11 protein-coding genes are annotated in these 14,318 nt (G+C 27.2%); all 11 read right to left on the bottom strand.

What is annotated here, in order from left to right:
- Positions 1–3: 3 nt before the first annotated feature.
- The 11 genes from ACKTST_RS03310 to ACKTST_RS03260 all read right to left on the bottom strand — a co-directional run bounded on the left by ACKTST_RS03310 (position 4) and on the right by ACKTST_RS03260 (position 14,099).
- Positions 4–390, bottom strand: a complete 387-nt coding sequence (locus ACKTST_RS03310) for a DUF6979 family protein (protein ID WP_408046378.1) — start codon at positions 388–390, stop codon at positions 4–6.
- A 6-nt stretch (positions 391–396) separates the two neighbouring features.
- Positions 397–1,437, bottom strand: a complete 1,041-nt coding sequence (locus ACKTST_RS03305; RefSeq protein ID WP_408046377.1) for an HNH endonuclease — start codon at positions 1,435–1,437, stop codon at positions 397–399.
- Positions 1,430–3,124: an AAA family ATPase gene (locus ACKTST_RS03300; RefSeq protein WP_408046376.1), complete on the bottom strand. Its 1,695-nt coding sequence runs from the start codon at positions 3,122–3,124 to the stop codon at positions 1,430–1,432. The genes ACKTST_RS03305 and ACKTST_RS03300 overlap by 8 nt, the downstream gene beginning before the upstream one ends.
- 51 nt (positions 3,125–3,175) lie before the next feature.
- Complete coding sequence (locus ACKTST_RS03295) at positions 3,176–4,135, bottom strand: phospholipase D family protein (protein ID WP_408046375.1); 960 nt, start codon at positions 4,133–4,135, stop codon at positions 3,176–3,178.
- A gap of 44 nt (positions 4,136–4,179) precedes the next feature.
- Positions 4,180–5,979 (bottom strand): DUF6119 family protein, encoded by a 1,800-nt coding sequence (locus tag ACKTST_RS03290; RefSeq protein WP_408046374.1) that lies wholly within the window; start codon positions 5,977–5,979, stop codon positions 4,180–4,182.
- A gap of 44 nt (positions 5,980–6,023) precedes the next feature.
- A complete protein-coding gene (locus tag ACKTST_RS03285) occupies positions 6,024–9,200 on the bottom strand; it encodes an Eco57I restriction-modification methylase domain-containing protein (protein WP_408046373.1) in 3,177 nt (1,058 codons plus the stop codon).
- Between the two features lie 678 nt (positions 9,201–9,878).
- Positions 9,879–11,090, bottom strand: coding sequence for a primase-helicase family protein (locus tag ACKTST_RS03280; RefSeq protein ID WP_408046372.1), 1,212 nt, complete (start codon positions 11,088–11,090; stop codon positions 9,879–9,881).
- A 6-nt stretch (positions 11,091–11,096) separates the two neighbouring features.
- Positions 11,097–11,342: a hypothetical protein gene (locus tag ACKTST_RS03275; protein ID WP_408046371.1), complete on the bottom strand. Its 246-nt coding sequence runs from the start codon at positions 11,340–11,342 to the stop codon at positions 11,097–11,099.
- Between the two features lie 76 nt (positions 11,343–11,418).
- Positions 11,419–11,712: a helix-turn-helix domain-containing protein gene (locus ACKTST_RS03270; protein ID WP_408046370.1), complete on the bottom strand. Its 294-nt coding sequence runs from the start codon at positions 11,710–11,712 to the stop codon at positions 11,419–11,421.
- Positions 11,713–11,934: 222 nt separating this feature from the next.
- Positions 11,935–12,837 carry a hypothetical protein gene (locus tag ACKTST_RS03265; RefSeq protein WP_408046369.1) on the bottom strand — a complete coding sequence of 301 codons (903 nt, stop codon included), beginning with the start codon at positions 12,835–12,837 and terminating at the stop codon, positions 11,935–11,937.
- A 17-nt stretch (positions 12,838–12,854) separates the two neighbouring features.
- On the bottom strand, positions 12,855–14,099 hold the full coding sequence (locus tag ACKTST_RS03260; RefSeq protein ID WP_408046368.1) for a tyrosine-type recombinase/integrase: 1,245 nt from the start codon (positions 14,097–14,099) through the stop codon (positions 12,855–12,857).
- Positions 14,100–14,318 lie beyond the last annotated feature (219 nt).

The raw sequence follows: 14,318 nt of genomic DNA, 5'->3' as shown, positions 1-14,318 counted from the left end.
TTTTTATTTAATTAAATTATTTTGCCAAAGTGCCAGTACCACATCCATTTGAGAATTGTGTGTTTTTTCACCTAAAGCTAATCTTTCTCTTACTTGATCCCATAGTTCATTTTTAGAAACGTTGGGATTTTCTTTTAGTTTTTCAACAGCTGCTATTGCATATTTTTTGTTAAGGTTTTCATTTTTACTTTTAAGGTAAACACTTACTTTTATTCCTTTTACTAAACCTGCTTCACACAATCCTAAAAAAGCATTTCTAGGGCAAGCTTTTTGTCTTGAGCTTTCAGATGAAAAATATTTAGACACCACTTGTTCCCAAGAGTCAACAGGGTTTTTACCTATTTCTGAAGCTTCTTTTGCTACTGAGCCATATTTATTATAGTTCTTCACCTTAAATTATTCTATTTTTATTTGTTCATAAACATCTTTATACATTTTACCTAACTCTTTCGACAAAATCTCATGAACCTCAATGGGTACATCTTTTAAAACTGCTTCTTTCCAATCTAAAGCTCTAGGAGGTTTTGATTTATAATAGTTTAGATAATGTTTTATAAAAGTATTTGCTTTTGCTAAATGAATTTGATATCGTTGATTTAATTTTAAGTCCCTATCTGAAAAGTCGTCTCTATACCATTCATTTTTTATCAATTTTAAAGAGTCTGTTACTCCATCAATTACAGTTCTAGAGCTAATTTCAAATTTATAGTTATCATTAAATGATTCATAAAAAGGTTGTTGATGAGTTTCTATACAGAAATCTTTATCTCCTTTTTCTCTGGAATTACAAGTATTGCAACAAGGAATTAAGTTGTAATAAGATAATGCAAAATAAGGATGTTGAGATTTAGGATAAAAATGATCTAAATCTAAATAGGCTTTATTTATTTTTCCTTCATCTTCTTCTTCACTAATATCAATGACTTTTATTGAGTTTTCGTTACAATAAGGGCAAGTTGTGTTTTCTATATTAGCATCAACTAATAATTGATAAGAAAATTGAGATTGTCTGAAAGCTTTGTAATTAAATAAATTTGTAATTAGTAAGTTTCCAAAAACTGTTTGTTTAACTTTACCCCTAACTATTTCAGAAAAATCATCTTGATTTACAATAGTTAATATTTCTGTTTTTAATTCCAATAACCTTTGTGGTCTTGAAACAACCAACTCCTTCAATTTAGAACCTCCATCTTCTATTAAATAGTCTAAAAAGTTTTTTTGTCTCTGAAATTTATCGACATCATTATTAGCATAATCATTAAGATAGTTTTCTTCTTCTAACTTTAGTTGTAGTTTTACCAACTTTTTAACCAAAGAGTTTTCATAATATTCTTCATCTTCTCTTTTTTTATTCAAGTTTTCCCACATTTTATTCGCTAAAGAATCTAAAAAAGTATCAGCATCTTCTCTATTTAAGTACTCTTGTATCTTAATCATTATGCAGTTTTTTCATTAAATGAAACTTAATAACCTCGTCTCCGATTAATTCAATTCTTCTTTTTAAGCTTTCCTCATCATATTCTAATGTAGAAGTATCTTTATTTTCCAACTCTTCAAAAATCTGTTCAATTTTTTTCTTTGCAAAAAGACTTATTCTTTGATTACCTAAAAAAAACGGTCCCTCATATAATGAGTATATATTACCTGCAAATGTTTCTGTATCTAACTCATTTCCATTTAAAGTTTTTTCTTCTTCATTAGGTGATACAACTGTAATATTTTGTTTTGGAAGATCCGATAATAAAAAAGGAGAGTGTGAAGTTAAAATTATCTGAATATTACCTTTGAAAATTTCAGGCAATACAGTTACTAACTTATCAAAAAATTCAATTTGCCATTGTGGGTGTAAATACAAATCACCTTCATCTATACATAATAGTAAGTTTGGTCTTCTCACTCTTTTTAATTCATGATATATTAATGAAAAAATATTTAAGTATGCCTTATGCCCTGAACTAATACCTAGCCAATTCACATCAAACATTTTACTATTTTCAAAAAGTTCAATGTATTTTACAACCACGTCTTTTGTTTTAGGAGAATAATCAAATAAAAAATATTCTAAACTTCTATTTCTTGTACCTTCTATTTTATATTCGAAATCTACTTCAATAAGGTGATTTCTTATTTCAAAAAGAATTTCCAATCTTTCTCTAAAAGAGGTTAATTCTTTTTTTTCTCTGTAATTTACTTTATTACTATAGTTTTCCAAACTATCATTAATATAGCGCATCCATTTTAACATACTATCAGTCATGGATTGGGTGCTTTCCCCTTTATAGAGTTTAGTTTCTCTAAAAAACTCGTCTAAGTAATATTCGTTTTTACTATCTAGATTAGATATAATTGATAAATTCTTAATTGTCTCTTCAAAAAATGCATAAACAACATTGTAATAAAACTTTTTATTTGATTTTATATCTCTTAACCTATTTTTATATAGTTCTCTAAATTCTTCTATACCTCTATCAAATAAACTATTTCTTCTCGAACCCGCAACTTTAAACTTAGGGTTCCATAACTTACTAATAATTTGAATTTTATTAGGGGTTTGAATATTCAAACCTTTAAACAAAGGAGAGTTAATAAAACGGATTTGTTTTTTAAAGTCAGTTTCTAAGTTATAATTAGAAAAGGTTCTTTTAAATCTTTTGTTGTAAGAAACATCTGAAATATCATTATCAAAATTATTTTTACGTTCATCAAAAACATTAGAGAAATAAACAATTTTTAGAGGGTCTATATTTTTTTCATAGTTCTTTAGCTTTAAAGGGAAATTATAATTTAATACCCAAACACTATCACTTGATCTATAACAAACAAATTCATCTTCTTCTTCTGTAATAATTAAAAAATCTTCTGTAACAGAAGTTTTCCCTCCTTTTAACAGCTTGCATACTAACTCTAAAGCATTACTCTTTCCTGAACCATTTTTACCAATTAAAGCTGTAACTTCGGATATTGACTCACCAAAGAAATTGTTAGGTAATTCTTTTATTTTTTCAATAGTTAACCTGCCTTTTTCATTATTATAATGAAACTTTTCAGAGCTAGAAAAATTAAAACCAGTATTCTCAAAGTTTCTGAATTGATTAACCCATATGTAACACAATTTTAAGCTCATAATAATTTTTTTCTTTCCTTTTTACTTAACAATTTGTATTTTCTAATGTATTTATTTATAAATCCCTTTTAAAATTGGGCTTGCCATACTTGTTTTACCATAAGACTCTTTACCTGTTTTATGACAATAATTTTCTGGATAATCATAATTACCATAAACATCCCACATTCGATAAGCGCTTAATGAAAATGGTTTATCTGGATTAAAAGGAATTTCTTTACCTGTTCTAATACAGTAACCTATTTCTTCTTCATTAACTTTTGTTCTTTTCAAAGATGTTCTTTTACTAAGAGTTTCTATTGGTTCTTCAATACTTTCATTAGAACCTTTATTTACTTCAAAAGTATCAGTGTTTTTTTCTCCTCTTTGGGGTTTTGCACTAAACTTCTTCTCTAAAACAGATTCAACTTCTAAGTCAAAACTATTTAGAATTCTTTTTTCATAATCTTCATTATTTGCAAAGAAGTCTTCTGAAATATCAAAGATTATTTTAGAATCTTGGTATTTTTTCCCCATGCTTAAAAATCTTTTAGAATATTGCGGTTTTTTTAGATAAATAACGTCTGACTTTTCGTACATCAATTCATCCGTAAATATTGCAGTATCTTGAAAAAGCTTATCAGTACGTATTAGACCATTTGTAAAATGTACACCATACTCTACGTTATTTATCATGGAATAATCATAAAGGTTTAACGAAGTGATTAACCCCTCATTTTCATTACAATAATGTTTAGCATGTAAATCTTTGTTATAAAGAATAGTTATGTTTTTAAACTCTGTAAAATATTGAAAATCTTCTCTACTAATACTACGATTACGACTATTCTCATTTTTACCAAATAGTAGATAAAACTTTATATCATGATGAGTCTTTACTTTTTCTAGTATATTTTTCACATAATCATCTAATTTTATAAATGGCGATACTATGATTATGTATTTTTTTGCGTTCCAGATTATATCTGTTAGTTTGTCTTCTAATTCTTTTCCTGTTAAAAATTTACTCATTTTCTTTTCTTATTTTCGGGGTTTACTATAAGTTTTTCTCTACTTTAAAAACCATTATCAATCTCTGTTATTGAAATTTGAAAACTTGAACTTTTCATTTCTTTCACACATTGTATTAATGAATATTTTGCAATATTTGAATTTGCTTTATCAATATTATCTTTAACTTTTTCTCCTGACTTCCAAGTACTTTTAAAAGCCAAAACATATATAATTTTCTTCTCTCTAAATTTTGCAAAAAATTCTAGTTTACTTTCTATTTCTGGCTTTGTTTCTTCTTTTTTATTATAACTATCAATGACTTGGTTTATAAAGTTAAAATCACCTGAATCTAAAGAGTTTTTTAATCTTTTTGCAGAAATTATTATTTGATTTGATAAATCTCTCATTTTTGCATCAAAACCAGACTTTACATGCACTAAGTAAATTTTCTCTTCAGTTTCAATCATTATATCACACAGCTCAATATTATCTCCTAAACATTTATCCAAAACCCAATAATTAGGACGATTGGAATATTGTAAGTTGTAACTACCTTCTGAAACATCTTTACCCCATGTTTCTTCTAAAAGTTCATCTTCTAAACAATACTCTTCTAAGTAACCCTTACACAACTCATTAACTCTATCTTTAAAATCACTTTTTACTTTATACCAATTACCATCAATCTGAAAAACTGGTTGCTTATTGAACTCTAATTCACATGTAATATATTTGAAAAAAGGCGCTTTTATAACTTTACCAGACTTATAACACAGTACTAATAACTTCCACATCGAATTATTAAAATCTCCTTGACTTACTTGTTCTCCTAAATCATCATAGATGTACTTCAATCCTTTTTTAAAAATCTTACTCCTATCATTAACCTCTATTCCTTTATGATCTCCCTTCCATTTAATCACATATTTATCACTTTCATAATAATCTTTTATTTTAGAGGGGTGCACAAAATCTATGTCAAATTTTTTCACTCTTTTTCTATCTGAACCAAATTCATAAACCATCACATCCCTTAGTTCTTTCATTAAAAGTTTAGGATATTCATCATCTTCAAACTTTTTATCAGTTACTTGAACAAATGAAGTTAAATAAAGCCTATTCCTGTTTTTTAGAATTTCATCAATTCTAAAAAATAAATTATGCAACTCATAAAAACTAATCCTTTGCTTTATAAAAAAAGAAGAGCTTATTTCTAACTTAATATTTCTATCTTCAAAATCTATAAAATCAAAAAAACTATCTTTAATATAATCTGTTAAACTTAAAACTATATTTGTGGGAATACTATCAAACTCCAGAGTATCGCTTAACCTTTGTCCTTCTTTATAAATCAAATTACTTTGATTTAATGTTCCAGATATTCCTCTATAAGTTATAGAAATAATTTCTTCACTATTTTTTTCTGTCAAACGTTCAAATAATTCAATTCCAAACCTATCATTTAAATAAGGTTTCACTACTCTTGTCCCTCCTCCTCCTATAATAGCAAACACATTATTATTGACATGTGCAAAAAGCACAAATGACATTCTATCTATTTTAAAATCTAAGTTTTCTTTCAATTCTTTTGGCAAGAATTCTACCCAAAAAGAATCCTTTTCTTTTTCTTTATATAAATATGAATAATAATTAATTTCATCAACTTTTATTGGTCTTAAATAAGAAGCTTCTTGGTCTATTTTTTCTTTATGAAGATTAATTATTTTTTGAATTTTATCATCAACCGATGTTAAACTTCTTAATTTATAATGCCATAAATCAAGTTGATAAATTTTTATATTAAAAGAGTTATCAGATTTTAATCTTAACTTCGAGGTTAACAGCTTAATTTCTTCTTTCATTTTCTTTTTTTAGCTTTTATATTACTTCGTCCCTCGCAATGACGCTATGAATTTTCTACTATTGCAATCTCTTCTTCGGTTAAACCATACAACTCATATACCATAGCATCTATTTCTTTATCTGTTTGGTCAATTTGTTGTTGCAAGACTTGTGCTTCTGCCTTTTTAGTTTCAAATACATCCATCCAATCCATTTCATCTAGTTTGGTTAAGGTCGCTATTGGTGTTTCTTCTTTTTTAATACGCTCTTTGTTTTCTTTTTTTATAGTTTTATTTACTTCTTTTATAAAGTCTCCAAATTCTAACTCGTGCCAATTTTGTAGTTTTTTGGAGAGCTTTTCTAATTGGAATTGTGAGGTTATATATTTTTTGAATTTATTAGATAATTTATTTTTACTGGAAGTGAAATCACTTATTTCATTAACTAATTCATAGAACAGTTCTTGAATGCTTGACTCAACTTCTTTTAATGGAAATCTTCTAATATCCCCTATTAGAACCTTAGGAAAAGTTGTTCTTTTTCCTTTTGGAGATGTTTTCAAATTATACCAAGACATCAAGGTAGAATTAATAACAGCCAAAAGGCATTCACTACTCATATTTGAAATATTCAAACATGAAATTATTCCAGGGTCATGATATAAAACATCCTTATATATCGCTGCACTAATTCTAGGTGGATTCCCTCCTGTAATTTCTTGAATTAAAATCCTATCTCCATTAAAATATTTTGATTTCCTTGACCTATGCAACCAATCTCCATAGTTTAAATATTCTTCAACAGAATCATCAATACAATATCTTTTTATAGATCTACCTTGAACCCATTTACCATAATTACCATCTTCTTTTTTGTTACTATGATATATTCTTTCTTTAATCTGTTCTTTTGATAAATGTTCAGTTGAATAAGGTACAATTCCTTGACAAACATCTAAATAGTCTGATCCAATATTCGACTGATTTGAAACTTTTTTAATTATACTTATATCAGTTTCATTTTGCCAAACTTGAAATTGATTATCAATAGAATTTTTCCAACTTGCTATTTTCACTTTTTTAATATCGAAATTGCTCACATTTAATTCAAGTATTTTATTTTCAGTATGAATAATTAAACACTCTTTAATAAAATTATTTTTCGTTAAGATAAAAACTAAAGCATTAACACTTGCATCAGCAAAAACAGAATAACTAAAAGTTACAATATTTTCAATTCCATAAATATCAAGAACATGCTTTCTTAACTTTTGAGCTTGAGGTATATTTATCCATGTATCTGGTGTTATATAACCTACCTTTCCTTTTTCTTTAAGTATACTATCTAATAATTCAATAAAGAAAAAATAGATTTCATGATTACCTTGAAAAGTATTAAACTTAGAAGCATAATATTTTTTTGAATTTTTGTCTAAATAAGCACCATAAGGCGGATTTCCAATAATGACATCAAAACCTCCTTTTGCAAACACTTGCGGAAACTCTGTTTCCCAATTAAAGGCTTTGTCGCCTGCTACAGCTTTGCTATCTATTAAAGAGTTACCGCATTTAATATTGTTACTTAAATCGTTAAGTTTGCGTCGTGGTTGCGCAGTACGCAACCATAAAGATAATTTCGCAATTTCTACAGATTCTTCATTCAAATCAACCCCATAAATATTGTTTTCTAAAATGGTATTTTCAATATCTGGGAATTGCAAACCACCACCTAATACTTTTGTTTTTAGCTCGTCAATATATTGGTGTTCGGCTATTAAAAAGTTTAAAGCTTGGTTTAAAAATGCACCTGAGCCACAAGCAGGGTCGCAAATGGTAAGTTGCAGTAGCCAATCTCGGTAGATATCTAAAATTGTTACTAGCTTTTCAATCGTTGCTTTTTGTCGGTTTTTGCGTCCTTTAAAATATTCTTCTTCTTTAAAACCTAATTCGGTTTTCTTTTCTTCACACAGTTTACCTACTGTATTTTCTACTATGTATTTGGTAATGTATTTGGGTGTATAAAAAACACCATCTTTTTTACGCTTGCTTTTTTGCTTGTCAAAATCTCCTCCTTCAATTTCAGCATTAACACTTTCAATTTCATTTAACGAATTTTCAAAAATATGCCCTAGAATATTAACATCTACTTGACTTTCAAAATCGTACGATGCTAATTTGTAGGTATGCTTATATAAGAGTTCATTATCTATTTCAAGTGCATCAAGTATTGTATCAGGTTTAAACAACCCTCCATTATAGGCATATATTTCTGCCCTACTTTTAGTTCCTGCTCTTCCTTGGTCTAAAAAATTAAAATATTGCTTAAACAAATCATACAACGGTCTTTCATCTCCAAAATCTACATCATCTTTCCATTTATCTAATATTTGTACAGTACTATTTGCAGGTAATAAACCACGATCTTCAGCAAAGAAAATAAACAAATATCTATCTATTAATTTTTGCGACTTCTTAAATAACGTAAGTTTTACATTTTTTTCTAAACGCAGTAATTCTTTTTGCTCTTCTTCGGTAGTTTCTTGCGTTTGCGTTTCAGTTGCACGCAATTGCGCTTCGTTTTTTAATTGCTTTGCGTTGCGTTTTACTAAGTCTCGGTATAATTCTCTTTTAAATAACGAGTAATCTTTATAAAATTGTTTGGTAATTTGCTCTTCTTCAACTACCGAGGCTTCTTTAATAGTAAGCGGTATATTGTTTAAAACATTGTCTTTTTGCAAACACAAATACAGCAACGCAAATCGTTCTTGCGTTAATTCAAACAAGTTAAACTCTTCAAACTCGGTTGCATCATTGATATAAAAACGCAATTTTTCAAAATTGGAAGTTATTACATATATACACCCTTTTTGATTAGCTTTATAATCAAAAGCTTGTTTGCGAATACTTTCTAAGTCCTTAGTATTTGTGCCTTTTAACTCGATTACGCCTATTGCGTTTTCATTGCGTAAAATTGCGCCATCTGCCTTACGTGCATTGTTTTGGTTTTTATACTCTGCAACTAAATTGTAATTGGCATTAGGTTTTAGAGTGTAACCTAATACATTAACAAATAACTCTGTTAAAAATATACCTTGGTACTCTTCTTCTTTTGAAGCACGAATATTTTCTTGTATTGTAGTGTTTAAGAAATACTTTGTGTACTTTTTATATGCTTTTTCTAAAGCTTCTTTATCTAGTAATTGTATGTGTTGTTTTAATACTGAGGTTTGGTATAACGACATTAATAGCTAATTTTTACTAGCTATAAAATTACTTTAAAAAAAATAATGTGCAATTATTATTAGTAATTAGTTATTTAAACATGTTGATTTGTTGATTTACGCAATAAAACGCAATTCATTTTTTAAAAAACATACAACCTACATTTACTGTACATAATATACTATTAGTTCAAGCACAACTTAAACGCAAACCGTAACCGCAAGAAAAACGCAAAAGCGCAATTTTAAAAACAAACAGTTTTATTATACTCTTATGATTTAAAAGAAAATCACTATTTTTACACCATTAAGAGTTGTTTAAACCTTTGACAATTGGAGTCTTCTGGTAATTAAGCAACTCTTTTTGTTTTTAAATTGAGTCCTTAACCTAGACTTTGCGCTTTAATTATAAAAACGCAATTAACAAACAAGCGTAGTATAAAAACCTCTGCGCATTATAATTCAACTCTTTTCACTTCTTTAACATTTTTGCGTAAATAGCGCAAAACGCAATAATTCATTTAATTAAAAAAAAATCAAATAGCTAAATTTTCGTTGTTGTGTTGAATAATAACTATAACCTTTTGAAAAAGAAGGGTTACAAACTCAACAAAAAATCAACAGTTGGTCAACATGCGTTTTTTGCGTTTTGTGTTGACTAACTGTTGAACATTTGTTTACATTTTAAGAATCTGATTTTCAAATAAATTGCGTTTCTAAGTCAACAGTCAACGAGCTATCTATGAAATCACTTTTTAAAAACTCATAGTATCTCCCTTTTTTTGTTTCAAAATCGACAATTGTTTTTTGTGAAGTATTAAGAGTCAAAAAGTATTTTTTATAACTTCCATTAAAAGGTTCTAACTTATAATCGTCTTTCAAACTTTTTGAAATTTTTGACCGAGTAGTTCTTAATCCTTTACTTAATTTTTCAAATAAGTCGGTTGCGGTGTAACGCAAAACATCAGCTTCAAACGCAATAAAATCATCAATTATAATTTCTTTAATTTCCTGACTCAAATAGGTTTTGTTTCCTTTTACAACCTTGTCTAAAGCAGGCGTATAAATTTGTTGTTTAGTAAACCACATTCTAGTTTTTCTTTCCGATACTATTTTTCGATTATTTAAAAAGTATAAAAAATGAGGAATTTCATTTTTCAACCTCTTCAACATATCTACATCTTCAACATGAAAAGAATTTACTTTAATTACCCAGTAACGAATTTCATTTTCATCTATTTGAATAAAATTTTCTTCGTTATTAGAACACAATATAAACTTACCAAAGAAATTAGTTTCTACTTTGTCTTTTCCTTTAGATTCTATTTTATATGTACCAGCTGTTGAAAGGTTTTTAATTCGTTCACTATCTTCTCTTCTATCTAAAAGAACTTCATCTACAGAAATAATTAGTTTAGATGCCCAGTCGCTATTAAATCGACTTCTAAAATCCTCATTTTTATCAATAGTCATATTACCTTGAAATATAAGCTTTAACCATTTTAAAAATGAAGTTTTACCCGTGTTTCGAGAATTGCTAACCAAACATAAAATAGGCAAAATTTGCGTTGGAATTTGCCATAATATTGTAAGATAATCTAAACCTAACTCATATTGTTCTCCGAAAATATGTTTCAAAAACTCCTTTGTTTTATCAAACCTACCCTCTACTAAATTATATTCTAACTTTTCATATTGATTATAAAAAGAGTTTATCTCTTGTTTATAATTTTGATGATCTGGTATGGTAATAAAACCATCATACTTCTTGATTGATTGTAAAAAATCTTTGCCTTTATCTGTAATTATTTCTCCTTTCGACCATTTAAGTAATGTTCTAGTTGCGTCTCCACTATAAAGCGGTACACTACAAATCTTGTAATAATCTGTACCTATTCTAACATAATCCATAACAACCTATAGTTTAAAGTTTAACATTACTCTATTATGACTTACATCATGTTTCCAGTCAAAAAAGATATTTGCTCCTGTTAATGACTTATCTTTTTTAAAATTAGAATCAATTTCTTGTTCTAAAAGTTGCCATTTAAACCTTGGATTACTTGCCATTAGACCTTTAATCTTATCTATTTCATTAGTATAAAAATCTAAATGCTTGCTTAACAGAAAATCTGAAACCCTGTTAATTTTCAATTTGTACATTTCTGACTGAAGATTATCAGCTATAAGAATCAAATTATTATTAAAGGACTCACTTTGTATATTAAAATCTTCCATACTATCTACGATATTTTAAAGATTTAACCTCCTTTAATGTACCTTCTAAAGCTTCAAGGTTTATAACAATTCTTCTTCCAATTTTTGAAGCATCAATCACACCTTTTTTAATATAGTTTCTTATTGTAAGTTCTGTAACATTTAACCTTTTTGCAGCTTCTTTAACTGTTACATTTTCTTTCTTTGGATTTAACTTACTATTGATTAAATCTTCTAATGGATTAATCCTTGTTGATACCGCTGTATCAATTATACCTATTAATTCTTCTGGGGTTGTTACTATTATACTTTTCATAATATGTTTTTTTATTTTAATTAATATTTAAAAACATATCATATTCAGTAATTACTAATATCCATGGATTGAATATTTATGTTTTATTACCGCAAAGATTAGTGGTTTAATTATAAAACTAAAAAAGTTGGGGAAAGCTTGGAGAAAGCTTGGAGTAAAACAAAACACTCATTAACAATAAATTAAACACATTTAAGATGTCGTTTTTTAGTAGTTTTTGGGTTAAGAAAATTTCATTTTGAACATTTCATGATTTAGATATTCTGCAAAATTATTCAGTTTAAAAGCTTTACACTTTTCAATCAAAATTTTTAACCTATTCTTTTTTTCTCTATCAGATCCACCATAGTAAATATAACCTTTATGATATTTTTCATAAACAGTATCTTTAACTTTTTCTAGTTTTTTTCCTGTAAAAACGTCACAAGAAATTTTTAAAATTAAGGTTAATTCATAAACTGATAATTTCTTTTCTTGTGTTCTTTCATATTCAAATAAATAACGTATTAAAATAAACTTTTCCTCTTCGGTAAAAGGATTATCATATGCTTCTTTATTCAATTTAGCATTGTTTTTTTCCACTTTTTTATCAGCCTCTTCTGAAGGAATACTTTTTTTACTTCCTACAGCTTCTTTACTTAATACCAATACATTTAAATCATTCTTAACATACTTTATATTAAAAAAAACCCTAGCCTTTTCTTCATCAATAAATGAACAAAAGAGCCTTAAGTTTTCACTTAAAAATAAACTATAATTAAGAAGCACTAAGTACTTTGAATAACACTCCAAAAAGTGATTAAAATCTTTATACTGGGAATTCTGTGCATGATCCATAAAATAGTTATAAATATCTCTATTTACTATATTCTCTATCCTATTGAATTTATACTGCTTATTCATATAACCTAATGAAATACCAGTAATAGATGTCTCTTTTCTTCCTTTATTATCATTTTTTTCAATTTCATTTTTCTCTCTACGCATTTCATTCACATACTTAGAATATAAATCATTTGAAACTTCAGGAGAACCATAGTCTTTTTCAATTCTTTTTATAATAACTTTTTTAAAGGCTGAAAGCTCTTCATTATATAACTTTATAAACTCTTTCCCGTAATTCATTATTTGCTATTTCTTTTTTAAAATTTTATATCAAAAGTTTCATTTACTGCCTCTTTCACATCTTCATTTGAAACTTGGTAATATTGATTTAATGTTTTCATATCATTATGTCCTGATATTTCAGCAATTAGTTTATCGCTTTTACCATTTCTTTTCATCATCGTAATAAATGTTCTTCTAGCCGTGTGAGAACTTATTCTCTTATAAAAAGGCATCTCTTCTCGTATTACTTCTTTACCTCTAGTAGAAGTTTTCACAACATTATGAGTATAACCAGCTTCTTCAAAAACATCTTTTATATAATCGTTGAATTTCTGATTAGCAATTATTGGCAAAGTATAATCATATTTTTCTAAAACATGCAAAGCAATACTACTTAAAGGAATTTCTCTGCTCTTTTTACCAGATCCTTTTTCTTCTTTTAGTAATAATGTTTTTCCTTCTATAATATTTCTAGAGACAAACTTTAATTCACCAAACCTCATACCTGTAACACATGAAAATATAAAAACATCTTTTACTCGTTCCAATTTCTTAGAAGGCATTTTTGATTTCAATAAAGTTTCTAAATCTTCTTTTCTAAGGGCTATCTGATTTGTAATAACTTTAGGCTTTTTCTTAAAGTTTATGAAATCTGCTTTATAAGTATGACCGTTTTTCAAAGCCCAAAAAAGAAAAGTTTTAACCAATCCTACATTTCTAGTAAACGTATTATTTATATGCCCTCTATTTACCATACAAAAATCGGTAAACTCAGTATAAAATTTTTGGTTAATAGTATCAAATGTGATTTTATACTTTTTTGATTTTTCAAAATCTTCTAGTAAAGCTTTGATATTATTATATCTTTTTATCGTTGCTTTAGACCATTCTTGATTTTTTTGCTTAAAAGACATAAACTCATCATAAGCTTCATAAAATTTATTTTTTCCAGCTGTAACTCTTTTAAATTCTTTATCAAATTCTTGTCTAATTTTCTCTACTGTTAACTCTTGATTTGTATTCTTATAAGTTTCCGTAATTAACAAAAACAAATTAGAATACCTATCTAATTGTCTTTTTATAGTTCTATGACTATCTGCTTGTGAAGTTCTTCCTGTTAAATTATTCGGTTGTCTATTTTTAAAATCCCATTCATTTGGATTAATAGACTCACCTGTTGAATAAACAAATCTTTTTCCTTCTTTTTTAAAATAGGCTTTTAAATAGATTAAGGTTAATCCATTTTTCTTTTTATCCTTAAGATTAAATGTACATGTCATAGCAAATGGGTGTCAATTTAGGTGTCAGTAAAGGTAGTATTTGATATATAATTCACCATAAAATAAATTATAAAAATTTAAGAAACCTAGTGTTTTCAATAGATACAATAAGGGCTTAGCTATAACAAGGCAAAAGAAGGTCTATTCTCGGCGTCTCCACAAATAAAAACCTCTGTAAGTATTTATTTTACAGAGGTTTTATTGTAAGTTGACAATTTT

The sequence above is a fragment of the Tenacibaculum crassostreae genome, from assembly GCF_964512405.1.
In the GTDB taxonomy this organism is placed as follows: domain Bacteria; phylum Bacteroidota; class Bacteroidia; order Flavobacteriales; family Flavobacteriaceae; genus Polaribacter; species Polaribacter crassostreae.
Note: the sequence above shows the minus strand (reverse complement) of the source record. Positions and strands in the feature narration are given on the sequence as shown.

What these genes read in the sequence shown, in the direction of transcription:
- ACKTST_RS03300 (WP_408046376.1), bottom strand. Translation starts at nt 3,124, where the DNA reads ATGAGCTTAAAATTGTGTTACATATGGGTTAATCAATTCAGAAACTTT.
- ACKTST_RS03270 (WP_408046370.1), bottom strand. Translation starts at nt 11,712, where the DNA reads ATGAAAAGTATAATAGTAACAACCCCAGAAGAATTAATAGGTATAATT.
- ACKTST_RS03305 (WP_408046377.1), bottom strand. Translation starts at nt 1,437, where the DNA reads ATGATTAAGATACAAGAGTACTTAAATAGAGAAGATGCTGATACTTTT.
- ACKTST_RS03290 (WP_408046374.1), bottom strand. Translation starts at nt 5,979, where the DNA reads ATGAAAGAAGAAATTAAGCTGTTAACCTCGAAGTTAAGATTAAAATCT.
- ACKTST_RS03275 (WP_408046371.1), bottom strand. Translation starts at nt 11,342, where the DNA reads ATGTACAAATTGAAAATTAACAGGGTTTCAGATTTTCTGTTAAGCAAG.
- ACKTST_RS03295 (WP_408046375.1), bottom strand. Translation starts at nt 4,135, where the DNA reads ATGAGTAAATTTTTAACAGGAAAAGAATTAGAAGACAAACTAACAGAT.
- ACKTST_RS03260 (WP_408046368.1), bottom strand. Translation starts at nt 14,099, where the DNA reads ATGACATGTACATTTAATCTTAAGGATAAAAAGAAAAATGGATTAACC.
- ACKTST_RS03280 (WP_408046372.1), bottom strand. Translation starts at nt 11,090, where the DNA reads ATGGATTATGTTAGAATAGGTACAGATTATTACAAGATTTGTAGTGTA.
- ACKTST_RS03285 (WP_408046373.1), bottom strand. Translation starts at nt 9,200, where the DNA reads ATGTCGTTATACCAAACCTCAGTATTAAAACAACACATACAATTACTA.
- ACKTST_RS03265 (WP_408046369.1), bottom strand. Translation starts at nt 12,837, where the DNA reads ATGAATTACGGGAAAGAGTTTATAAAGTTATATAATGAAGAGCTTTCA.